Source organism: Mangrovimonas sp. CR14 (assembly GCF_011764015.1).
Classification (GTDB): Bacteria; Bacteroidota; Bacteroidia; order Flavobacteriales; family Flavobacteriaceae; genus Mangrovimonas; species Mangrovimonas futianensis.
On record NZ_JAAFZY010000004.1, the window covers coordinates 139,020 to 162,158 of the forward strand.

The 23,139-nt window shown below is 35.8% G+C and carries 20 protein-coding genes; 14 read left to right on the forward strand and 6 right to left on the reverse strand.

The genetic code is table 11. From position 1 onward, the window contains the following. Positions 1 to 31 precede the first annotated feature (31 nt). The gene (locus GZ212_RS09365) at positions 32 to 1,027 is read right to left on the reverse strand and encodes a hypothetical protein (protein WP_166959318.1); all 996 of its coding nucleotides are present in this window, start codon (positions 1,025 to 1,027) and stop codon (positions 32 to 34) included. Between the two features lie 348 nt (positions 1,028 to 1,375). Between GZ212_RS09365 and GZ212_RS09370 the strand changes: the two genes are divergently transcribed. Further along, positions 1,376 to 3,013: an amidohydrolase gene (locus tag GZ212_RS09370; RefSeq protein ID WP_166959320.1), complete on the forward strand. Its 1,638-nt coding sequence runs from the start codon at positions 1,376 to 1,378 to the stop codon at positions 3,011 to 3,013. On the opposite strand, the gene GZ212_RS09375 is transcribed toward GZ212_RS09370, so the two are convergent. Beyond that, positions 2,986 to 3,687, reverse strand: a complete 702-nt coding sequence (locus tag GZ212_RS09375; protein WP_166959322.1) for a bifunctional 2-polyprenyl-6-hydroxyphenol methylase/3-demethylubiquinol 3-O-methyltransferase UbiG — start codon at positions 3,685 to 3,687, stop codon at positions 2,986 to 2,988. The two genes, GZ212_RS09370 and GZ212_RS09375, sit on opposite strands and share 28 nt — an antisense overlap. A 65-nt stretch (positions 3,688 to 3,752) precedes the next feature. Here GZ212_RS09375 and GZ212_RS09380 point away from each other — a divergent pair, with 65 nt between their 5' ends. The 6 genes from GZ212_RS09380 to GZ212_RS09405 all read left to right on the forward strand — a co-directional run bounded on the left by GZ212_RS09380 (position 3,753) and on the right by GZ212_RS09405 (position 9,542). Then, on the forward strand, positions 3,753 to 4,244 hold the full coding sequence (locus GZ212_RS09380; protein ID WP_053972334.1) for a YkgJ family cysteine cluster protein: 492 nt from the start codon (positions 3,753 to 3,755) through the stop codon (positions 4,242 to 4,244). Between the two features lie 11 nt (positions 4,245 to 4,255). Further along, on the forward strand, positions 4,256 to 5,152 hold the full coding sequence (locus tag GZ212_RS09385; RefSeq protein WP_166959324.1) for a hypothetical protein: 897 nt from the start codon (positions 4,256 to 4,258) through the stop codon (positions 5,150 to 5,152). 1 nt (position 5,153) lies between these two features. Then, positions 5,154 to 5,999, forward strand: coding sequence for a sterol desaturase family protein (locus GZ212_RS09390; RefSeq protein WP_166959326.1), 846 nt, complete (start codon positions 5,154 to 5,156; stop codon positions 5,997 to 5,999). A 34-nt stretch (positions 6,000 to 6,033) separates the two neighbouring features. Then, entirely contained in the window at positions 6,034 to 6,858 is an 825-nt protein-coding gene (locus tag GZ212_RS09395) for a glycerophosphodiester phosphodiesterase (protein ID WP_166959328.1), read from the forward strand. 216 nt (positions 6,859 to 7,074) lie between these two features. Next, positions 7,075 to 8,298: an outer membrane beta-barrel protein gene (locus tag GZ212_RS09400; protein WP_166959331.1), complete on the forward strand. Its 1,224-nt coding sequence runs from the start codon at positions 7,075 to 7,077 to the stop codon at positions 8,296 to 8,298. Positions 8,299 to 8,321: 23 nt separating this feature from the next. Next, the gene (locus tag GZ212_RS09405) at positions 8,322 to 9,542 is read left to right on the forward strand and encodes a porin family protein (protein ID WP_166959334.1); all 1,221 of its coding nucleotides are present in this window, start codon (positions 8,322 to 8,324) and stop codon (positions 9,540 to 9,542) included. 46 nt (positions 9,543 to 9,588) lie between these two features. On the opposite strand, the gene GZ212_RS09410 is transcribed toward GZ212_RS09405, so the two are convergent. After that, the gene (locus GZ212_RS09410; protein WP_166959337.1) at positions 9,589 to 10,833 is read right to left on the reverse strand and encodes an exo-beta-N-acetylmuramidase NamZ domain-containing protein; all 1,245 of its coding nucleotides are present in this window, start codon (positions 10,831 to 10,833) and stop codon (positions 9,589 to 9,591) included. Positions 10,834 to 10,836: 3 nt separating this feature from the next. On the opposite strand from GZ212_RS09410, the gene GZ212_RS09415 reads away from it, so the two are divergent. The 3 genes from GZ212_RS09415 to GZ212_RS09425 all read left to right on the forward strand — a co-directional run bounded on the left by GZ212_RS09415 (position 10,837) and on the right by GZ212_RS09425 (position 14,142). Then, on the forward strand, positions 10,837 to 12,072 hold the full coding sequence (locus tag GZ212_RS09415) for an ABC transporter permease (protein WP_166959918.1): 1,236 nt from the start codon (positions 10,837 to 10,839) through the stop codon (positions 12,070 to 12,072). 71 nt (positions 12,073 to 12,143) lie between these two features. Further along, positions 12,144 to 13,127: a PLP-dependent cysteine synthase family protein gene (locus tag GZ212_RS09420; RefSeq protein WP_166959339.1), complete on the forward strand. Its 984-nt coding sequence runs from the start codon at positions 12,144 to 12,146 to the stop codon at positions 13,125 to 13,127. A 103-nt stretch (positions 13,128 to 13,230) separates the two neighbouring features. Beyond that, positions 13,231 to 14,142, forward strand: a complete 912-nt coding sequence (locus GZ212_RS09425; protein WP_166959342.1) for a YihY/virulence factor BrkB family protein — start codon at positions 13,231 to 13,233, stop codon at positions 14,140 to 14,142. Here the strand turns inward: GZ212_RS09425 and GZ212_RS09430 are convergent. From GZ212_RS09430 to GZ212_RS09440, 3 genes are all read right to left on the reverse strand, one after another. Further along, on the reverse strand, positions 14,126 to 14,443 hold the full coding sequence (locus GZ212_RS09430) for an antibiotic biosynthesis monooxygenase (RefSeq protein WP_053972342.1): 318 nt from the start codon (positions 14,441 to 14,443) through the stop codon (positions 14,126 to 14,128). The genes GZ212_RS09425 and GZ212_RS09430 overlap by 17 nt on opposite strands. Positions 14,444 to 14,568: 125 nt before the next feature. Continuing rightward, positions 14,569 to 15,657, reverse strand: coding sequence for an acyltransferase (locus GZ212_RS09435; RefSeq protein WP_166959345.1), 1,089 nt, complete (start codon positions 15,655 to 15,657; stop codon positions 14,569 to 14,571). A gap of 163 nt (positions 15,658 to 15,820) precedes the next feature. Then, entirely contained in the window at positions 15,821 to 16,273 is a 453-nt protein-coding gene (locus GZ212_RS09440; protein ID WP_166959348.1) for a hypothetical protein, read from the reverse strand. A gap of 398 nt (positions 16,274 to 16,671) precedes the next feature. Here GZ212_RS09440 and GZ212_RS09445 point away from each other — a divergent pair, with 398 nt between their 5' ends. The 4 genes from GZ212_RS09445 to GZ212_RS09460 all read left to right on the forward strand — a co-directional run bounded on the left by GZ212_RS09445 (position 16,672) and on the right by GZ212_RS09460 (position 23,007). Next, positions 16,672 to 17,082 (forward strand): hypothetical protein, encoded by a 411-nt coding sequence (locus GZ212_RS09445; RefSeq protein ID WP_166959351.1) that lies wholly within the window; start codon positions 16,672 to 16,674, stop codon positions 17,080 to 17,082. A gap of 128 nt (positions 17,083 to 17,210) precedes the next feature. Continuing rightward, complete coding sequence (locus tag GZ212_RS09450) at positions 17,211 to 18,296, forward strand: efflux RND transporter periplasmic adaptor subunit (protein ID WP_166959354.1); 1,086 nt, start codon at positions 17,211 to 17,213, stop codon at positions 18,294 to 18,296. 21 nt (positions 18,297 to 18,317) lie between these two features. Then, positions 18,318 to 21,563, forward strand: coding sequence for an efflux RND transporter permease subunit (locus tag GZ212_RS09455; RefSeq protein ID WP_166959356.1), 3,246 nt, complete (start codon positions 18,318 to 18,320; stop codon positions 21,561 to 21,563). Continuing rightward, complete coding sequence (locus tag GZ212_RS09460; RefSeq protein WP_166959358.1) at positions 21,553 to 23,007, forward strand: TolC family protein; 1,455 nt, start codon at positions 21,553 to 21,555, stop codon at positions 23,005 to 23,007. Before GZ212_RS09455 ends, GZ212_RS09460 begins: the two co-directional genes overlap by 11 nt. The last annotated feature ends 132 nt before the right edge of the window (positions 23,008 to 23,139 follow it).

Genomic DNA, 23,139 nt, shown 5'->3' on the forward strand with positions numbered 1-23,139 from the left:
GCTATAGGTGTTGTTGTAACACGTTTTTATTTTAAATATCCATTCCATAATCCCACTTTTTTATTCCTTTCTCTTCGAGTAGTTTTTTTCTGTCGTCTTCTAGCCAAAAGAAAAGGTTTGTGTATTTAACTGACGGTGATTTCAATAGAAATTCAATTGCTTGTTTAAATAGCTCTTTTCGATATGCAGCTTTGAAGTTTTCTGGAAAGAATAGCAGAAATATCTCCAAATTTTGGAGTTGATTAAGGTTAGTTATATCTGTCAATCGACTGTTGTTATCTATTTGGATTCTTTTCAGGTTTTTCAATCCTGAAAGGTCTGGTAGATTCTCCATTTTCGACATTCCTTCAAAGTACAATGAATTGAGATTCTCCATAGACTTTAAAAAATCGTAGTTAGGAATTTGTCTAGTTCTGCTTAGTTCAAGTGTTCTAATGCTTTTCACATTCGAGATTGCATCCAAATTTTTATAGCTTCCAAAAAGCAACCTTAATTGTCTTAGGTTTTCAAGATTGTTGATTAAGTCAAGATTATTCATTTTAACGCCACGAAAAGTTAGACGTTCAAGTTTCTCGAGTTTGGATGCATTCTCAAGTCCTTTTTTCATTCCGTCTATCCAAAGTGTCGTTAAATCTTTGAACTCACTAATAAAACTCAAGTCAACTGCCGTAGATTTTGTTTCCCCGATACCTAAGTCAGTCAGTAGTTTATTTTGTAATAGTGGTGTATAGTCAGAAGTGTGAAATGAAGAAATATCAATATTCCGTAATGCGGGCAGTTGGGAATAGAAATCGAAATTCATTTGGTCATACCAAACTATTCTCAGTCCGATATTTGGGTGTTCTTTATAGAATGAATTCAATATGTCCCAAGTCTTTTTATTCGGGTTTTTGAATTCAAAAAATTGGAGAGAATGAATGTCTTTTTCCTGAATTAATTTGGGGATATCCGAAGATTTGAGGTCATCATAGATATTAATATTCCCATTAAAATTTCCCCACTTCTTCTTTTTATTAAATATTCCCATTCGGTTTTTCTAATGCACTACAAATAGTTATATGTGCCTAAATATACTCTTTTATCATTATTGCTCACGGTATATGAAGAGTTTTACTTTCTCCTATTTGCCATACCTCGTCTTTGTTTCTTGAATAAGCTATTTTTTTAAAAGCGCTTTTAAAGAACTCACGGAGAACTCTCGAACAAAGTTTTCAGAAAGAAGGTGATGTTTTAAGTTGCTTATAAGTAATGTTTTAGTTTGAATTTGTTAAGGTGGTAGGTTTGCTCAAAGTAGGGAGCATTTAATTCCTTGGCATTACCTAATTTCAATTCATTCATAATTTCTATTTTTATGCTCTATAAAACTAACAACCCAATGAAAAAAATCGCCCTTTTGATTGTTCTTTGTTTGGCATTATCCTGCCAAAACAAGGAAGAAGTCGATACCATAATTTTTAATGCCCAAGTATATACGGTTAACCAAGATTTTGCCATTGCAGAAGCTTTTGCAATCAAAGACGGCAAGTTTATGGATGTGGGAACCACCAAAAAGATAACCGAAACATACCAGTCGCAAAACACCATAGATCTTAAAGGGAAACCTGTTTTTCCTGGGTTAATTGATGCCCATTGCCATTTCTATGGTATCGGGATGAATCAACAAACCGTTGATTTGGTAGGAACACGAAATTTTGATGATGTCATGAAACGGGTTTTGGATTTCAATAACCAAACGCAACCGCGACAAATTGAAGCAAGAGGATGGGATGAAACAGACTGGGAAGATAAAGCACTTCCAAGCAATATGCTTTTAAATAGATTATTTCCCGATATGCCAGTTATACTGAGGCGTGTTGATGGACATGCAGCTATTTGTAATCAAGCTGCTTTAGACCTGGGGAAGATCACGGTCAATACCAAAGTTGATGGTGGTGAGATTGAAGTGAAGGATGGAAAGCTAACGGGAATTTTAATTGACAATGCGGTAAGTTTGGTTTTAGACCAATGGCCACAGCCAACCGAAAAGGAAATTTCAAAAGGTTTGTTGGATGCTCAAGCTATTTGTTCAAAATTTGGATTGACAACCGTGGATGACGCAGGTTTGGAACCAGCGATTATTGATATGATTGACCAAATGCAAAAGGAGGGAAGCCTTAAAACAAGGGTTTATGCCATGGTGTCCAACAGTCCAAAGAATTTGGATCTTTATTTAAACAAAGGTATTTATAAAACAAACCGTCTTAATGTGCGTTCCTTTAAGGTGTATGCAGACGGAGCGCTTGGTTCTAGAGGTGCTTTGTTGAGAGCGCCGTATCAGGATAAAGACAATCATTTTGGTTTGTTATTAACTCCGGTTTCAGAATTAACTGAAATTGCCGGTCGTATAGCCAAATCTGATTTCCAGATGAATACCCATGCCATTGGGGATTCTGCCAATCATTTACTTATAAATACCTATGAGAAGGCCCTAGAGGGACAGAATGATAGACGTTGGAGAATGGAGCATGCCCAAGTCATTGCCTCGGACGATTTTTCTAAATTCAATAACATCTTGCCTTCTGTACAGCCTACGCATGCAACAAGTGATATGTATTGGGCAGAGGAACGATTGGGTGAGGAGCGAATTAAAGGGGCTTATGCTTATAAACAACTTTTGGATGCTTATGGTAAGATAGCCTTAGGGACCGATTTTCCTGTTGAGCAAGTTAACCCCTTCTTAACATTCTATGCTGCTGTTGGACGTCAAGATTTAAAAGGTTTTCCAGAAGGAGGATTTCAAATGGAAAACCACCTGAGTCGAGAGGAGACACTTAAAGGAATCACCATTTGGGCAGCTTATTCAAACTTTGAAGAAAACGAAAAAGGAAGTATAGAAATAGGGAAATTGGCCGACTTTGTCATTCTAGATCAAGATTTGATGACCGTAGAAGTTGCAAAGATTCCGCAAACAAAGGTTTTACAGACTGTTATTGGAGGTGAGGTGGTTTACGAAAGTGAAAGTTTGGCTAAATAGTCATAATGGTCACCTTCAGCTACCAATTCACATGTTAAACCTAGAGCAGTACACGCCGTATAAAGGGTATTGAAATCCAGATATAACCAGGTCATGGGGATTTCTTCCTGTCCTTTGTAGCTCAAGAAATAATCCAATTCACCATAGTAGTTGGCATGAGTGTCTATCCACAGACCACCATCTTCGTCTTCATACATATATTGAATGTCGGAAGAGTCAATGAGTATTTGTCCATTGGGTTTTAATAGGCTTTTTAAATGTTTCAAGTAAGTGGCCACTTGAGAAAGCTCCTTGAAAATTCCGGTTCCGTTCATGAGCAATAAGATGGTGTCATAGGTTCCGGTCTCAGCCAATATGTCTAAGTTCTCAACTGAGATGACACCTCTGGCCTTGGCAACTGTGACAGCTCCTGAAGAAATATCAATGGCTTTGACCTGAAATCCCTTTTTTTGAAGATAAAGACTATGGCTACCTGCTCCACAACCCACATCTAAAACAGTCCCCTTGGCTAGTTTCAGGGCCTTTTGCTCTAAAGAAGGCATGTCTTTAAAACTTCTGAACAAATAGGGAAGTGGGAGTTCATCTTCGTCAGAAATGTTAGTCCAAGTAATCAAATCTTCTGTATAATTCCCGTATTGAAAATCTAAAAGAGCTAGTCCAAAAATATCTTTCATGGTTTGTAAAGAATCAGGTTTTTAGGCCTTGTCAAGGTTGTATATTAAAACACTATTTTTGTGTTATGGAAGAGGTCATTAAACATCTGCCAGAATTGGCCAAAGATAAGCATAAGGAAAATAAATCATTCTTTCAGAAGCTTAAAAAGAAGCCTCCAAAGGATCTGGATTATATCATGCAGGAATTGCATGAAGAAGAGTTTGAGCGAACGGACTGTCTGAAGTGTGCTAATTGCTGTAAAACTACGGGACCTTTGTTTACAGATAAAGATGTGGAGCGTATTTCAAAGCATTTCAAAATGAAACCCCAGCAGTTCATTGATACCTATTTGCGTATTGATGAAGATCAGGATTATGTACTGCAACAGGTTCCCTGTACCTTTTTGGGGGCAGATAATTATTGCTCAATTTATGAGGTAAGACCAAAGGCTTGTAGAGAGTATCCACATACCGATCGGAAAAAGTTTCAGCAAATATCTAATTTGACCTTAAAGAATGTGGCTATTTGTCCTGCAGCTTTCAATATTGTTGAAGAAATGAAAAAGCGAATAAAGTAAATGATAAAACCATGAGAAAGGTATTGACAATTTTGATGTTCTTGGTTTGCTTTGTTGGACAATCACAAGATTGGATGACCAACTTAGAGATTGCAGAACGATTGGCCTTATTTCAAAATAAATTGTTGTTGGTTGTTTGGGAAAATGCCTTTTATCAAAAGACACCTGCCATACTTTATAACGAGCAAGGGAAAGAGGTTCTTATTGAAGACAGTTACAATTCTCCCGTAATAGATAGTCTTGTGTGGGCCCATTTTGTACCTGTTGTTTTAAGTGAAGATGCATATCCAGATTTGTATGCCAAGATTAAGGATCGATCCTATGACTATATTCAGAAATTCAATGATGATAGTATGAAAATTATGGATGTCAATGGCAACATCCTTAACAAAATGGATGAAAACGTTTATTTGACTAATCTTTCCAAGTTCATAGGTAAATATGCGTTGGATGTGTCACTTATAAAAAATGAATACATTAATTACAGACAGGAAAAAAACTTTTATTCTGCATTTTATTTGGCAGCCAAGTATATGGATTTCGCCTTTTTTCTTAAGGAGGATATCAGACCAGAAGTAACCGATTTATCTTTGATTTATCTGGAGGAGGCTCTGGAATTTTTGAACGGAATTCCCGAGGAAGAAGATAAAAAAGTCATGCTGGAACGAATTGAGCTACTTGAAATACAATCCTCATTACTGACAAATAAACCTAAAAAGGTGTTAAGGCAGTTGAATAGAATTGATACAACTGAATTGGATAAAGCCAATGAAAAATTGCTCGCTTTTTTGTACTTTTCGGCTTACAGAATGTTGAATGATGAAGATAATGCTTCTCAATGGCGCTCGAAGATGTCGATGTTAGACTTAAAAAAAATCATGCAATTAATTAATCATACAGACAATTAGTTTGGAATCAATCATTTCCTACTTTGAAACCATTCCATCTTTACACAGGAGCCTTATTCTGGTTGGGGGGATTACCTGTTTTTGGCTTATGGAAAGTGCCGTCCCACTATTCCATTTTAAGTATAAAAAATGGCGTCATGCCTTTCCAAATTTCTTTTTCACCTTTACAACCATCTTGATTAATTTCAGTTTGGCTTTCGTTTTATTGAAAACAGCCGATTGGGTTAAAGCCAATAACTTTGGAATAATCAATTGGTTGCCCGATATGCCTTTGTGGTTATATGCTTTATTAGGGGTAATGCTTTTAGACTTTTTTGGAGCTTATCTAGCACATTTTGTCGAGCATAAGATTAAACCTTTATGGATGGTCCATTTAGTACATCATACAGACCATCATGTGGATACCACTACGGGAAACCGTCACCATCCTATCGAAAGTGTTATTAGATTTGCGTTTACAACATTGGGGGTATTGGTGGTAGGAACACCTATAGCGCTAGTTTTTATGTATCAATCCCTATCAGTTGTTTTTACTCAGTTAACACATGCCAACATAAAGATGCCGCCCAAATTGGATAAAATGATTAGTTATTTTTTTGTATCCCCAGATATGCATAAAGTACATCATCACCATGTGTTGCCTTATACCGATTCTAATTATGGAAATATTTTTTCCATTTGGGATCGTATCTTTGGTACATACATGGAGCTAAATAGAGATGAATTAGTCTATGGGGTAGATGTGTTCCCTAATGAAAAGGAAAATGGGAATTTAGGCAATCTATTGACTCAGCCCTTTCAGAAATATAAAAAGCCAACGGTTTTACCAACGAATGAATCTAATTAAATCCTTTGTTTTCATTTTAACAACCCTGGTTCTTATGAGTTGTGAATCAAATCCAAATATCGGTGTTCAGGGACATAGAGGGTGTCGCGGATTGCTACCAGAAAATACATTGCCCGCGTTTCAAAAGGCCATAGAGTTGGGGGTGAACACGCTAGAACTAGATTTAGCCATTTCAAAAGATCGGCAAATTGTGGTATCTCATGAGCCTTTTATTAGTCGTTATTATTGCTTGGATTCATATGGAGAGGTTATTCCAAGAAGATTGGATATGAAGTACAATTTTTTTCAAATGACCTATGATTCAATTAAACAATTTGACTGCGGCAGTAAACAGCACCCTAGGTTTCCAGATCAAAGGAATTTTAAGACCCATAAACCATTGTTAGGAGAGGTCTTTAAATTATCAGATTCCTTAAATCCAAATATTAAATATAATATTGAAATCAAATCAAAACCAGATTTTGATGACCTATATACTCCTAAACCACATGAGTTTGTTAGCCTAGTTTTGGATGAGGTTAGAAGATATGGTGTGGCTTCTCGTTGTAATTTGCAATCTTTTGATGTCAGAGTTCTAGAGGAAATCAAAAAACAAGATCCTGATATGGTTGTCGCCCTTTTGATAGATGAAAAGGAATCAATTGAAGACAAGCTGAAAGAACTAAGTTTTACGCCAAAAATTTTAAGTCCTTACTTTGAACTATTGTCCAAAGAAACTGTGAGTGCCTACCAAAATCAAGGATTTTTGGTAATTCCCTGGACCGTTAATGATCCAGAGGACATGGAACGGATGATAGCCTTTCAAGTGAATAGTATAATTACCGATTACCCAGATAGATTAATAGCCCTAATAAATTAAAAAAACCAAAAATATTTAACCTACATGATTCAACTTTCAACTTTATCCCATCAATATGATCTCAGCAATCATTCCAGGGAGATTTACTAGAAAAATTTATTAATTAATTCATTTCAAGTTTTTTAAGATACAATGTTCAAAGATTATTTGAACAGGCAATCTTTTGCCAAATAGATAAGCAAACTTTAATTAATCACTATATATTTTTTATCAAGAATGAGAAAAACAGGAACCATTTTATTTTTATTTTTTCTTTCTGTGCTCATGCACGCACAAAACAATTTTATTCCCGGAAGTATCACAAAATTAGATGGAACTATCCATAAGGGAGATATTAATTTTCAAGATTGGAAACGATCTCCAAAACAAATAGAATTTCGAAACGGTGATGGTACCATTACTTTTAGCCCTGAGAGATTACTAGGATTTACAGTAGGGGAAGAAACTTATATCTCGAGATTAACCTCATTGGATGTTACCGAACAAAACTTGAATAAAATGCATCCTTCAACTCCTGTTGAGTTTATGGATGTTCATATATTTTTAAGACAACTGGTTGAAGGAAACATTAATCTTTATGAATATTTTGATTATCGGTCACACTATTTTTTTGAAAAGGATGACGTTTTTAGAGAGTTGAATTATCGAGAGATGTTAACTGATAATTTAAAGTTGAAACCTCAGAAAACCTTTATTGGGCAATTGAATTTATTGCTTTCCGATTGCCAAGATGTTCATGTCAAGGAATCAATGAGCTATAAAAAGGAACAACTAGTCAAATTGATAAATATGTACAACCATTGTGGAGACCAAACCTATGTTTACAAAAAAAGGAGAGAAATTGAAAACGGCTCTGGGGCCTTTATAGGTGTTGGGGTTACCAAACTAAATTTAAATACAGAAAGTTCGGAATCTGCGTTTGTAAACTACAGCCCAGAAAATAATATGTCCATCAATTTTGGAGGATTCTATGAACTATTCATCAATAAAGATTTAAAGAAATGGTCCGTATTAGGAGAACTAGGTTTCTTTACAGTTAAAGGGGATGCCGAATATTCCCATGTTTATTTTGAATTGTTTGATTACCATAATCGTCAACAGTTTGAATACCAAATTTCATCTGTAGATTTCAATTTATTAATTAGGTATCGATTCAATACGAATAATCAAAAGCTGATTCCGTTTTTGGGCGGAGGTGTTGGTGTAAATTTCACTTCTGGAAATTTAGAAGTTTTTCAGACCAAAGATGGATCTGATGGAACAAATCACTATAAGTTTGAACCTAGAAAGATGAACTTTGGTCTTTCCTTAGGGGCTGGATTGGAAGTTTCCAAGTTTGCCCTTGAATTGAGATATGGATTTGTCTCCAAAGTTTTCAGTTTTGCTGATTCTAGTGATTTACAAACATTTATGCTAAGAGCTTACTACAACTTTAATTAACCATTATATATCATTTAAACAACATGAGAATAAAAATTTCATTTTTAGGCCTTTTCTTCATTTCTGTGCTAATGCATGCACAAAATAATTTTATCCCAGGAAGTGTCATTACTGCTGAAGGGACAACACGTAATGGAGAAATTAATTTTCAAGATTGGAAACGATCTCCCAAACAAATTGAGTTTCGAAATGGTAATGAAACTATGATTTATACGCCAGATTTGCTTCAAGAATTTACTGTAAATCAGGAAACATATATTTCTAGATATACATCATTGGATGTGACCGAACAAAATTTAGATAAAATGCATGCAGATACGCCAGTTGAGTTTATGGATGTGCATATTTTTATGAAACAAATAGTTCGTGGAACCATAAATTTTTTTGAATATTTTGATAGTAGAAGTCACTATTTTGTTGAGAAAGGAGATGATTTTAGAGAATTGAATTACAGGCAAATGTTAACAAAGGATTCCAAGTTGAGACCTCAGAAAAATTTTATTGGCCAATTGAATTTACTTTTTTCCGATTGTAAAAGTGTCAAAGCGAGCAATTCTCTGGATTATAAAAGAGAAGAGTTAATGGAGGTAATTGAAAAGTACAACCATTGTGGTGAAACGGACTATAAGTTCAAAAAGAAAAATAAAATAAAAAGTGATTACGGAGTTTTTGTGGGTGTAGGACTAACCCAACTAAAATTTGAAAGAACAACTGGTGTTTTTGAAGGATTTGAACCTGAGCATACGGTTAGTTATAATGTAGGCGGATTTTATGAGATATTTATAAATGACCAATTGAAAAAATGGTCTGTTTTAGGAGAACTGGGATATTTTTCAGTTGAAGATTCATATGAATACTCTTATGTATATAGTGCCGCATTAGATTATAAGAGCCACCAAAATTTGAAGTTTGATTTATCTACTATTTATTTGAATTTAATGGTACGATACCGTTTCAATACTAATAATCAAAAGATAGTTCCCTTTTTAGAAGCTGGTCCAAGCTTTAATTATTCGTTATCTGGTTCTATGGAGGTAGACCAGCATAAGGATAACGTTGAGGTAGATAATTACTACGTATTTGAACTTAGAGATGTTATTTATGGGTTGCAATTAGGTGTGGGCGTTGATATAGCTAAATTCAATGTTGGCATTAGATACGTGACTAATTCCAAAGTGCTGAATTTTGCGGATCGAACAGGACTCAATAGCTTCAATGCAAGAGTGTCTTACAGCTTTAATTAGTAGAATAATATTTTAAAAAAGGATGGCAGATGCCATCCTTTTTCATTTACGGATATATCAAATACCTTTCTCTTTTCATTCTGAAGACTACCAATCCTTCTTTCCAGGAGGCTCTTATTTCTTCATTTGAAAGGCCATCCATTATTTGTTGTTTTAACTTTTTCGTTCCAGCCAATTTATCAAAGAAAGAATTGAAAAACGCTTCTTGATTAGTTGTATGTCGGTAGGCTTTAATGATATAAGATAAATCTAGTTGATCTAAAGGTTCTATATTGGATAAGTCCATACCATAGCAAACCTTGCCTTCATGCTTGGGGTGTTTGGCTCCTTCATTAGGCTCAGGAGTATAAGAATAGGGAAAAGTGGAAGCGCTTAAATCCGGACTTCCAAAAACCTGAAACTGCTTTTCAGTACCCCTTCCTGCGTTTACATTAGTACCCTCAAAAAAACACAAGCTGGGATATAAATTAATGGCGTGTGCATTTGGAAGGTTTGGAGAAGGTTTTATTGGCAAATCATAAGATTTTTTATGATTATAGTTATCCATAGGAACTACCAGTAAATCACAGGTGATTTTATCTTTTAACCAACCCTCAGCATTAATCATTTGGGCATATTCACCTATAGTCATACCATGAACCACTGGAATGGGATGCATTCCTACAAAACTTTGAAATTCGGGCTCTAAAATAGGGCCATCAACATAATGTCCGTTTGGGTTAGGACGGTCTAAGATAATTATAGAAATGTTCAGTTCAGCACAAGCTTCCATAACATAGTGTAAGGTCGATATATATGTGTAAAATCGAGCACCTACATCCTGAATGTCAAAAACAAGAACGTCAATGTCTTCAAGTTGTTCAGGTTTTGGTTTTATATTGTTACCATAAAGAGAAATAATTGGTAAACCTGTTTTTGAATCCATGCCGTCATTTACATGTTCACCTGCATCAGCCTTACCTCTAAATCCATGTTCTGGAGCAAAAACAGCTTTAATAGAGACGTTCAAGGACACAAGAGAATCAACAAGGTGGGTATAGCTTTGGTCGTTTTTAAAAATGACACTGGTTTGGTTGGCTACAATACCAACTTTCTTTTCTTTTAATTCTGGTAAATAAATTTCGGTTCTGTTGGCACCAACTATAATAGGTTGGTCCTCTATCTCGTTATTAGACGAAGACATTTCTCCATTATTTAAAGAATCTTTTGGTCTGGAAATGTTTCCACAGGAAATGAGTATCAAGACAAAGAATAAAATGGTATTTTTGAGCATCTTTAAACCGTGAATCATAATTTGAATTTCGAATATTTTACAGCTAAACGTATAATTGATAGTAAAACGTATAAAAGTAGCGTTTCGGCTCCAATTATAAAAATAGGAATCACGGCAATTGCCATTGGAATTATCGTTATGCTTGTTGCTATAGCAACGGGGATAGGGCTTCAACAAAAAATAAGAGAAAAGGTTTCAGCTTTTAATGGGCACCTTATTATTTCCAATTTTGATAGTAACAATTCCCAAGAAAGTGGTGTCCCTGTTTCTCTAGATCAAGATTTTTATCCGGAGTTCAAATCGGTTTCTGGTATCAAACATATTCAAGGAGTGGCTTCCAAATTTGGTGTTATAAGGACAGAGGATGACTTTGAAGCCATCATAGTGAAAGGAGTTGGGCAGGATTATCATTGGAACTATTTTAAAGAGTTTCTTCTTGAAGGGCGTCTCCCTGATTATTCAAAGGGAAGAAATGAAGAGGTGTTGATTTCAGATTATTTGGCGAATAGAATGCATTTTAAAGTGGGGGATCGGTTTACAACTCTGTTTAGAAAGGAAGATCCTAATAAACCACCAAGCATGATTACTTATAATGTGGTTGGAATTTACAACTCTGGATTTAAGGAATTTGATGAAACTTATATCGTTGGTGATATTCGTCACTTACAAAGATTGAATGGATGGGGGCCAAATGAAGTAGGGAATTTTGAAATTTATTTGGACGATTACAGTCAAATAAATGAAAAAATGATGGAAGTTTATCAGAACACACCTTCTATGTTGAATACTTATAGTGTTGAAGAAAAATTCCCCTCTATTTTTGAATGGATAAAGATTTTTGATAAAAATATCTATGGAATTATTGGCATCATGATTATTGTTGCTGGGATTAATATGATAACGGCTCTACTAGTACTAATTCTAGAGAGAACACAAATGATTGGGATTTTAAAAGCTTTGGGAAGTGATAACTGGAGCATCCGTAAAATCTTTTTATACAATGCATCCTATTTAATTGTCTTGGGGTTGTTTTGGGGGAATCTGATTGGGTTGGGATTGTTATTTGCTCAAAAGTACTTAAAACTATTTCCTTTAAATCCAGAAGTCTATTATGTGACAGAAGCCCCTGTTTATATGAGTTTGGGATATATTTTAGCCCTTAACTTAGGGACATTTCTATTATGTCTTGCAATGCTTATAATACCTTCGATAATCATCACTAAAATTTCTCCTGTTAAGGCAATTAGATTTGAATAGTTCAAGGATTTAAGAATGGATTTTTATGAAACCTTTTTCTTTTCCCTATTTTTGCCAACCAAAACCACATTATGGAATACGCTAAAAATATCTTGGATACCATAGGTAATACACCTTTGGTGAAAATCAATAAACTCACCAAGGAATTACCTTGTTTGGTATTAGCCAAATATGAAACGTTTAATCCAGGAAACTCTGTTAAGGACCGAATGGCCTTAAAGATGATTGAAGATGCTGAGGAGGATGGGAGGTTAAAACCTGGAGGAACGATTATTGAAGGTACTTCTGGAAATACAGGTATGGGATTGGCTTTGGCTGCCATTGTAAAAGGATATAAATGTGTTTTTGTAATAAACGATAAACAGTCCAAGGAAAAAATGGATGTACTCAGAGCTATGGGAGCTGAAGTGGTGGTTTGCCCTACAGCGGTGGCACCGGATGACCCTCGTAGTTATTATTCAGTGTCTAAAAGACTAGCTGAAGAGACACCTAACTCCTGGTATGTCAATCAATATGACAATCCTAGTAATGCTTTGGCACATTATGAAAGTACGGGTCCAGAAATTTGGAAACAAACAGAGGGTAAAATCACCCATTTTGTGGTTGGTGTGGGAACTGGAGGTACCATTTCTGGTGTTGGAAAATATTTAAAAGAGCAAAATCCAGATATTAAAATTTGGGGGGTGGATACCTATGGTAGTGTGTTTAAAAAGTATCACGAAACTGGGGTTTTTGATGAAAATGAAATCTATCCTTATATCACAGAAGGTATAGGCGAAGACATACTTCCAAAGAACGTTGATTTCAGTATTATAGATGGTTTTACTAAGGTAACTGATAAGGACGCTGCTATTTTTACTCAGAAATTAGCAAAGGAAGAAGGTATGTTTTTAGGAAATTCTGCTGGTGCTGCCATCAAAGGTGTATTGCAGCTAAAGGAATATTTCTCCAAAGATGATGTTGTGGTGGTATTGTTTCATGACCACGGTAGCCGGTATGTTGGCAAGATGTTCAATAATGATTGGATGAAAAAAATGGGTTTTTTGGAGGAATAGGCTTGAATTGAATGAATCTTTAAAAAACAAGAGTAAATTTTCCTTTACAAATCAAAATGATTAGCTTCAAGGTTTGAGTGGGAATCCTATTCAACCTTTTAACATGACTGAGCAAAAATTTAAATTCAAGCATTTACCAAAATTAACTGCCAAAACCTTTAAGGCTTGGATGGCTTCAGACCCTTGGAGAATGAGTGCGGTTGTGGCTTATTACGCGGTATTGTCTTTGCCTGGCTTGTTGGTAGTTATTATCAACATCATTGGTGGGATTTGGGGTGCAGAATTAATTAGAGGTGGGTTGATCAATGAAATAAAATCAGCTTTGGGTGCCGATGCTGCCCAAACAATTGTGGCAATTGTGGAAGATACTCAAGATCAAAAGAAAAGTATTTGGTCTACGGTGATTGGGTTAGCCACCTTGATTTATGGATCTACCGGTGTTTTTTATCAACTACAAATTTCATTGAATAAATTGTGGCGTGTCGAATCCACTAAAAAACATTTTAAAAACCAAATTTGGGAATTGATTACAGATAGAGCAAGAAGCTTTGCATTCATTTTGGTCATTGGTTTTTTATTACTGATTAGTTTTGCTTTGACGGCAGTTTTATCAGCAACTACTGATTATTTGGGAACTCTTTTTCCAGATTTGGTGGTTTATTTGGCTTATGGCTTGGACGGAATCCTATCATCAGCTATTATTTTTCTATTGTTTGGCTTGATGTTTAGATATATGCCAGACCGTAAAATTGAATGGAAAAATGTATGGATAGGTGCATTTTTTACAGCAGTTTTGTTTGTTTTGGGCCAATTTTTACTCGGACTATACTTTGGGAAATCAGATCCTGGGTCTACTTATGGAGCTGCAGGAGGACTGGTTTTAGTGCTCTTATGGGCTAGTTACGCATCCTTAATTTTCTTTTTTGGAGCGCAATTCACTAAGGTATATGCCGATACCTATGGATTGAAAGAAAATGAGAATGAGAGTTTACTTAAAATTAATGTTGTTGAATAAAGGAGCCTTGTACGCCATCTAAAACCTCTAATTTGAATAAGGTTTCAATGGAATTGCAAGAATCTTTCATAAACTTCCTTATTTTATTAGAAGTTAAAGGCAGGTTTTTACCAGCCAGCTGCCAAGTATCCTCATCTGGCCATTGCATATAAGCAATATAGTGTTGTTGGCATTTTTTGTGAAGTACGGCACCTAATCCCCCTTCATGCATCTTAATTAATCTTGTGACTTCATTCCATGCTCTTTCAAAGGTTGACTCCAACCCAGGTTTTACTTTAAAGGAATAGATAACCGCAAACATGATGAATGTATTTAAAATGATTTCTAGGTATCTTAAGATGCTAATAAAGATACAAGTTTTTTACTTTAAATATAAATTTGAAAAGTTAATATTTGCCTGTACTTCAGGAGTTTGATAGAATAGAACTAATATTTAAATAGGTTTTTAAGTTTTAAAAATCTTTGCTCTAAGAATCTGTAAGAAATGAATGAAATAAACAAAGTAATAAGGAGGTAGGTAACAAACTGCAGCGAATGATTTAAACTAAAATTTTGATTTTTGAATGTTTGGGTGTTTTGGCCAAAAATAATAGGGCCAAATATTTCTGGAATAAAGTAGTGGTATACATACAAACCATAACTCAATTTCCCGATCCAAATTAGAATCTTATTTTTAAAGAAGAAAGCTTCTTTAAAATTTTTGTTCTGATGATGAATTATGAAGTGGTTGATTAGAGCAGTAGTCATAATGGCCATTGAGGTTCCTAAGGGTAAATTTGGAATAAAAATTACGCCATGAAAGAATAGGTATTTCATTAAGAATAAAACAAAAATAATAATACCCAGGGGAGCAAGTACTTTTTGAAATTTATTTAATGCAGGAGGTTGATATACATAGTAAAAGGCTAGTAATGACCCCAAACCCAAGGCGTCAAAACAAGAAAGGGTTGAGATACCGACTTGTTCAATTTCATAATTAGAAAGATATTGGTGTCCAATTCCTATAAAGATGAAAATAATGATCACCACCGGCAGGTATTTTTTGTGGCAATAGACCAAAATCCAAGGCCAAATTAAATAGAATTGTTCTTCGACAGCGAGAGACCAAAAATGAGAGAACAAACCTCCCCAAGTTTCGTTGAATAAAAAGTAATAATTGGTGGTAAAGGTAGCGAGATAGGGAAGAAGCTTTTCAAAATCAACATACAGATTGATATGATTTTGTAGTATATAACCTAAGGTAATTGCAAAATAATATAGAGGGAATATTCTTAAAACCCTTCTTAGGTAGAAACTTTTTAAAATGGTCTTTTTTGAGGTATGATTGGTTTCGTGATCTTTTTTGGCAAATAGAAGAATGGAGGAAATAAGAAATCCACTAATTACAAAAAATATATAGACACCCATAGCTCCTAAAGAGAATCTATTAACATGTGGGACAGGTTTCCAATGATGAAATATAACAAAGAGTACAGCTATAGCTCGTAAGCTGTCAAGTTGTTTTATGTATTGCATTTAGATTAATAGCAGGTTGTTATTCAGTTAAATATAATCATTTTAATTTACTGACCATGGTGCAGATTAATAAAAAATGGCAACCGAATAAACCAGAACAATAACCAGCTTTAACACTTAATTGAAATCTTTATTTTTCAATTCTATGAAATTAAAAATTGTTTTAATCTACAATTTCAGGACACACTTCTGGGTGTACAAAAGATTCAACAGATTTTATTCGCCAATCTCCTAAACTTTTTGAGAGTTTGAATATTTTCATGCCACAATGAGAGAATCCCCCACCTTCATAAGTGTCGAAATACACTTTCACTTCTGCCTTTTCTTGATCTGATTGTGAATTACTTATTACGCCCTTAGAAGACAAGAGGTTTATTTTGTCAATTTGGTATTTACTATAATTTTTTAAAACTTCTGATTCAAAATAAGAGGAACTGTTGGGACCTTTGTGATTAAATTCTTCTACATAGGTAACATTATCTAATTCCCACATGGTTACAAAATAGGTGTCGATAGCTTCTTTAATTTGTAATTGATCGGTATTACTGGTTTCTTGTGGTATGGCACTCATTTGAAATCCGAAAATGAGTACAATTAAAATCCCTAGTCGTTTCATAATGTTTGAATTAAGGTTAGAAATTGGTTTTTAATATGTCATTTAATTAACGAAGTGGGACAAATAACCTCGGGGCCAATTTTAGGGATAGATTAAAAAAATTGGTGTATGAATTTCAAAAAGAAATCCAAATCATACAATTCCATGCTACGGATTGCTCTTAAGGAAGTAAATACTATTTCCCTTAAAGATACTAAAAAAAATAAAAGCAATCAACTTTGTCAGTGGGTTAAATCCTCTTTTGGAGAATTTTTGTTGGTAATTATTCAAATATTAGGGCCCTAAATTGTCATATAAATGAAATGTTAACCTTTATATTGTTAAGTCTAAGGTTTATCATGAATTTAACAAATTTTTCTTGTGCATATTAAAACCCCAAAATACTTTTGTGCCAAATCATGAGGCAAACTTTTGCAAAATATCTGCTAGGTATCGCTATCCTTTTAGGAGGTTTAGCCCAATTATTTGCAACTTCCAATTTTAATGTTGATTCTGTAGAGGATATCATAGGAAATGTTTCCGAAGCTTCCAATGCAAATCAGTTGACCTTATCTTCAAAAGACAATCAGGGTCATTTCGATTTCGAAAAGTTTTTTACTGAAATCACGGAAAGTGAGGAGGTTGAAGGTAGTCATGATCAAAATGGCAATTCCATTTCTTTTCACCACCAGGTAAGTATTGCTTTTTTATATGCTTTTTCTTGTTTAAGAACATTAGAAGCACATTCTAACCCGCTTTTTGATCGAAAAGAATCCTTATCAAGGACAGTATACAAGAAGTATATCCAATTTCAAGTTTTTAGAATCTGAAAATCTTCAATGGTAAAATCTCATTTACCATTTTTTGAATCCGTTTCATTACCCAAAATGAGCCTGTCCTAGAAATAAGTCAGGCTACTACTTATCAACATTTATTCATTTTAAAATTTCATTGTACTATGAAAAAATACCCAATTTACATGGGCCTGTTGGTCATGTTTATTACTAGTATTTGTTGCGAATCCCACAAAGAGGAGAAGCACGAAGAACGCACTTTTCAAGTAACCAATCCCATTTACAAGGATACATCTATCACTAAAGAATATGTTTGTCAGGTTCACTCCATCAGGAATATAGAACTGAGAGCTATGGAAAAGGGCTACCTTCAAGAAATTAAGGTAGATGAAGGACAAAAAGTCCAAAAGGGACAGATGATGTTCCAAATCATGCCAAACATATATCAAGCAGAACTTCAAAAAGCGAAAGCAGAAAATGATGCGGCTTCCATTGAATATCAAAACACCAAGCTTTTGGCAGATAATGAAGTGGTTTCTCCCAATGAGTTAGCACTTGCAAAAGCCAATTTTGAAAAATCGAAAGCTGAAGTGAAACTGGCAGAAACCCATTTAGGTTTTACCAATATTAAAGCGCCTTTTGATGGGATCATGGACCATTTGCATGTAAGAGAAGGAAGTATGCTTGAAGAAGGAGAATTACTTACTACTCTGTCAGATAACAGTCAGATGTGGGTATATTTTAATGTTCCTGAAGCCGAATATTTAGATTATATCATGAGCGCCAAGAAAGAGGAAAAAAAGGAAGTAAGCTTGCTCATGGCCAACAATAAAAAGTTCAATCAAAATGGTATTGTAGAAACCATTGAAGGTGAGTTCAATAATGAGACAGGGAATATAGCTTTCAGGGCCACTTTCCCAAATCCTGATGGCATTTTGCGACATGGAGAAACAGGAACAGTTCTTATGAAAACAGCTTTGAATCATGCCTTGTTGATTCCTCAGAAAGCCACATTTGAGGTGTTGGATAAACATTTCGTTTTTGTTGTTGATCAGGATAATATAGTTAGGCAACGTGAAGTCAAGGTTGGAGCAGAATTATCCAATTTGTTTGAAGTCACTCAAGGTCTTGAGGAAAACGATAAAGTTTTGTTAGAAGGGATCCGACTTGTAAAGGATGGTCAGAAAATAAAATTTGAGCTGGAAAAGGCAGATGACGTTTTAGCTCATTTAGACATATACGCCGAGTAGAAATCCCAAAACTATCAGACAATGTTTAAAAAGTTTATCCAAAGACCAGTATTGGCCATTGTCATCTCTGTAATTATTGTTTTTACGGGATTCTTGGCCATAAAACAACTGCCCATTTCGCAGTTTCCGCAAATTGCACCAACCACAGTAAATATTTTTATAGCCTACCCAGGTTCTAGTGCCGATGTGTTGGTGAAATCAACCTTGATTCCGTTAGAAACGGCTATCAATGGTGTTCAAGGTATGAGATATATCGCTTCCGATGCCACCAGTGCAGGAGAAGGAACAGTAAGAATTATTTTTGATCCAGGGACCGATCCCAACGATGCCGTAGTACGGGTGAAAACTAGGGTTGATCAGGTGATGCCTTTGCTGCCTGAATTGGTTCAAAGAGAAGGGGTTATCATAACTCCTGTTCAGCCCAGTATGTTGATGTATGTCAACCTTTATAGCAAGAAGGATAATACCGATGAAAAATTCCTTTATAATTATGCTTACACCAGAATTGTACCTGAAATCCAGAGGATAAACGGTATTGCCAGTGCCCAGATTTTAGGTAGCCGTAAGTTTGCCATGAGGGTTTGGCTGAAGCCTGACAGGATGCGGGCCTATAATATTTCAGCCGAAGAAGTTCTTGAAGCAATGCAAGATCAAAGTATTTTGGCACGTCCCGGTAGGATTGGTCGAAGTTCTGGGAAAAAATCACAGGCCTTGGAGTATGTGTTGACCTATCAAGATAGGTATAGTGAGCCCCAACAGTATAAAGACATTATCATTAGAGCAAATGCCGAAGGGGAGATGATAACCCTCGGAGATATTGCCGATGTGGAATTGGGAAGTGAGTTTTTTGATATTTATTCCAATTTGGATGGAAAACCTTCTGCTTCAATTGTACTTAAACAAACCTTTGGAAGTAATGGTAGTGATGTCATTGATGCTGTCAAGGAGAAGCTCAAGGAACTCAAAGAAGATTTGCCTCCAGGAATTGACTATAAGATAAGTTATGATGTGTCAAATTTCCTCGATGCTTCCATCGAACAGGTACTTCATACTTTAAGGGATGCCTTTATTTTAGTGGCCATTGTTGTATTTCTATTTTTAGGAGATTGGCGCTCGACCCTGATCCCGATAATTGCAGTTCCAGTATCCTTGGTAGGTGCATTTTTTATCATGCAAATTTTCGGACTCTCCATCAATTTGATTACCCTATTTGCCTTGGTTTTGGCCATTGGAATTGTTGTGGATGATGCCATTGTGGTCGTGGAGGCGGTCCACATAAAAATGGAAGAAGAACATCTTAGTCCTTATAAGGCCTCTCAGGCGGTTTTGGGTGAAATAGGTGGTGCTATTATCGCAATTACATTGGTCATGGTTTCCGTGTTTATTCCTATTTCTTTCTTGACAGGACCGGTAGGGGTATTCTATCGACAGTTTTCCATAACTATGGCCGGTTCAATAGTGATTTCGGCTATTGTGGCCTTGACTTTGACTCCTGTGTTGTGTGCTATGATTTTAAAGAATAATCATGGGCAGCCTAGGAAAAAGTCATTGATGAATCGTTTCATTGATAGTTTTAACAGACTTTTTGAAAGGTTGACGGGGCGCTATGTTGGCGTTTTAAAGCATATAGTGCATAGAAGGGTAATTACTTTTGGAGTTCTAATTGCATTTTGTGTAGGAACAGGATTGGTGAATAAAATATTGCCTTCCGGATTTATTCCAAGTGAAGATCAAGGGATGATCTACGCCATTATACAAACCCCACCAGGTGCAACTTTGGAACGTACCAATGATGTGGCACGTAAACTTCAAGCCATTTGTGAGGAAATTGAAGGTGTGGAATCTGTGTCATCTTTGGCTGGTTATGAGATTATGACTGAAGGACGTGGATCTAATGCAGGTACTTGCTTAATCAACTTAAAACCATGGTCTGACCGGAAGCATTCGGTTCATGAGATTATGGAGGAATTGGAAGAAGAAGGTAAGAATCTTGGGGCGGTGATTGAATATTTCGAACCTCCTGCAGTTCCTGGATTTGGGTCCTCAGGAGGTTTTTCTATGAGACTGCTTGATAAAACCAATGGCACTGATTACCATGAATTTGAAAGAATCAATAACGAATTTTTGGAAGCCTTGGGAGAACGCAAAGAGTTGAGCGGTCTGTTTACCTTTTTTGCAGCCAATTATCCGCAGTACGATTTGAAGATTAATAATAAGGCGGCTATGCAAAAAGGTGTTTCCATAGGAAAGGCCATGGAAAATTTGAATATCTTAATTGGTAGTACCTATGAGCAAGGTTTTATCAAATTTGGTCGCTTTTTTAAGGTATATACCCAAGCAGCTCCAGAATACAGAAGCCTTCCTACCGACCTTGAAAAACTCTTTGTGAAAAACGAAGAAGGACAAATGGTGCCTTATTCTTCTTTTATGACTTTGGAAAAAAAGCTGGGACCTAACGAAATAACGCGTTATAATTTATACAATTCGGCTGCCATTAGAGGGTTGCCAGCCAAAGGTTATACGAGTGATGATGCGATAAAGGCGATTCAAGAAGTAGCCAAGGAAACATTACCAAGAGGTTATGATATTGCTTGGGAAGGATTGTCCTATGATGAAGCACAACGAGGTAATGATGCCCTTTATGTCTTTATAGTGGTTCTCATTTTTGTTTATTTTGTTTTGGCTGCCCAATACGAAAGTTTCTTGTTGCCTTTTGCGGTGCTTTTATCCTTACCCATTGGGGTTTTTGGTTCCTTTTTAATGCTAAAACTTATGGGACTTTCCAATGATGTCTATGCGCAGATTGGGATGATTATGCTGGTGGGATTATTAAGTAAGAATGCGGTGTTGATTGTCGAGTTTGCGGTGCAAAAAAATAGGCAAGGAGCTAGCATCCTTGAGTCAGCAATTGCAGGAGCAAAGATGAGGTTCAGACCTATTTTAATGACCTCATTTGCTTTCCTTGCCGGTTTGATTCCTTTGGTTCTAGCCTCAGGTGCAGGAGCTATTGGAAATAGAACCATTGGAGGTTCATCTTTAGGAGGCATGTTGATTGGAACCGTATTTGGAGTTTTAGTAATTCCTGGATTGTATTTCATTTTTGGAAAAATGGCTGAAGGCAGAAGCTTAATCAAGGACGAAAATCTTGAGCCTATGTCAGAGGAATTTATGAGACATGGAGAGGAGCAAAGTGGCTTAAGACAGAAATTGAATGAGATGAATAAGCAATTGAAAAAATTAATGAAGAATCGAAAAAATGAAAAGTAACTTAATCTTTAAATATCATATACCTCAATCTTGGAGTCTTTTGGGGTTTGCGATACTACTATTTTTTAGTTGTGTCCCTACTAGGGAATTAAGGGAAGAGAACACCTCCCTTCCCCAAAGTTATCAGGAAGAAATTTCTGGAGATACCACAAATGTAGCCACCATTAATTGGAAAAGCTTTTTTAATGATGACCAATTAACAGCACTTATTGATACAGCCTTGGTGAACAACCAAGAGTTGAATATATTAATGATGCAGGTGGATATGTCCAAAAATGAAATTAGAACTAGGAAGGGAGAGTACTTACCTTTTGTTGGAATTCAGGCAGCCGGAGAAGTTGAGAAAATTGGTAGATACACAAGTCAAGGAGCTAATGATGCCAATACGGACATTAGACCAGGTGAGGAATTTCCAGAACCACTTCCAAATTATCAAGTTGGAGCATTTGCTACATGGGAATTGGATGTGTGGAAAAAGCTACGAAATTCCAAAAAGGCAGCTATGATGGATTATTTGGCCACTGTTGAAGGAAAAAACTTTATGGTTACCAATTTGATTTCCGAAATCGCTGACTCCTACTACGAGTTGGAAGCCCTGGACAATAAGCTTGGGATCATTCAGCAAAACCTAAAACTTCAAAATGACGCCTTAAAAACAGTTGAGCTTCAGAAGCAGGCGGCTCGAGCTACCGAATTGGGAGTACAAAGATTGCAGGCTGAGGTTTATAAAAACCGAAGTGAACTGTTTTCAGTCAAACAGGAAATTGTAGAGACCGAAAATAGAATCAACTTTCTCATTGGAAGAACGCCACAACACATTGTTAGAAATTCTGATGTGTTTGTAGAAAAGGAATTGGATACTTTGTTCTCAGGTGTGCCTTCGCAATTACTCAATAATAGACCCGATATCAGAAAAGCGGAGTATGAATTGGCTGCGGCCAAGTTGGATGTCAAAGTGGCTAAAGCTAATTTTTATCCTTCTTTCACCATTAAAGCAGGTGTGGGATTTGAGTCTTTTAACCTAAAATATTTGACTACATCCCCGGCTTCTTTATTGTATTCGGTGGTGGGTGATATGGTGGCGCCTGTAATCAATAGAAATGCTATAAAAGCTGAATATTTCAATGCCAACGACCGGCAACTTCAAGCTATTTTTGAGTATGAAAGGACCATTTTAAACGCCTATATAGAAGTGGTTAATGAAATGTCTAAAATCGACAACTTAAAAAAGAGCTATGAGCTCAAAGAGAATCAAGTAGATGCTTTAAACCAATCTATAGATATTACCAATAAACTGTTTAAGTCGGCAAGGGCAGATTATATGGAAGTTCTGTTAACTCAAAGAGATGCATTGGAATCTAGAATTGAACTGGTAGAAACCAAAAAAGAACAATTATTGGCTCGAGTTACCTTATATAGAAATTTAGGTGGCGGTTGGCAGTAATGGTGTAATCAGGCGTTTTAATTTTAAGGCCATTCCAAAATTTTGGAGTGGCTTTTTTTTTGAAGGAAAATACCTGAAAAGTTGCGATTTTTACTGCTTTCTTATCAAATTTTACAAGCAAAAGTATGACAA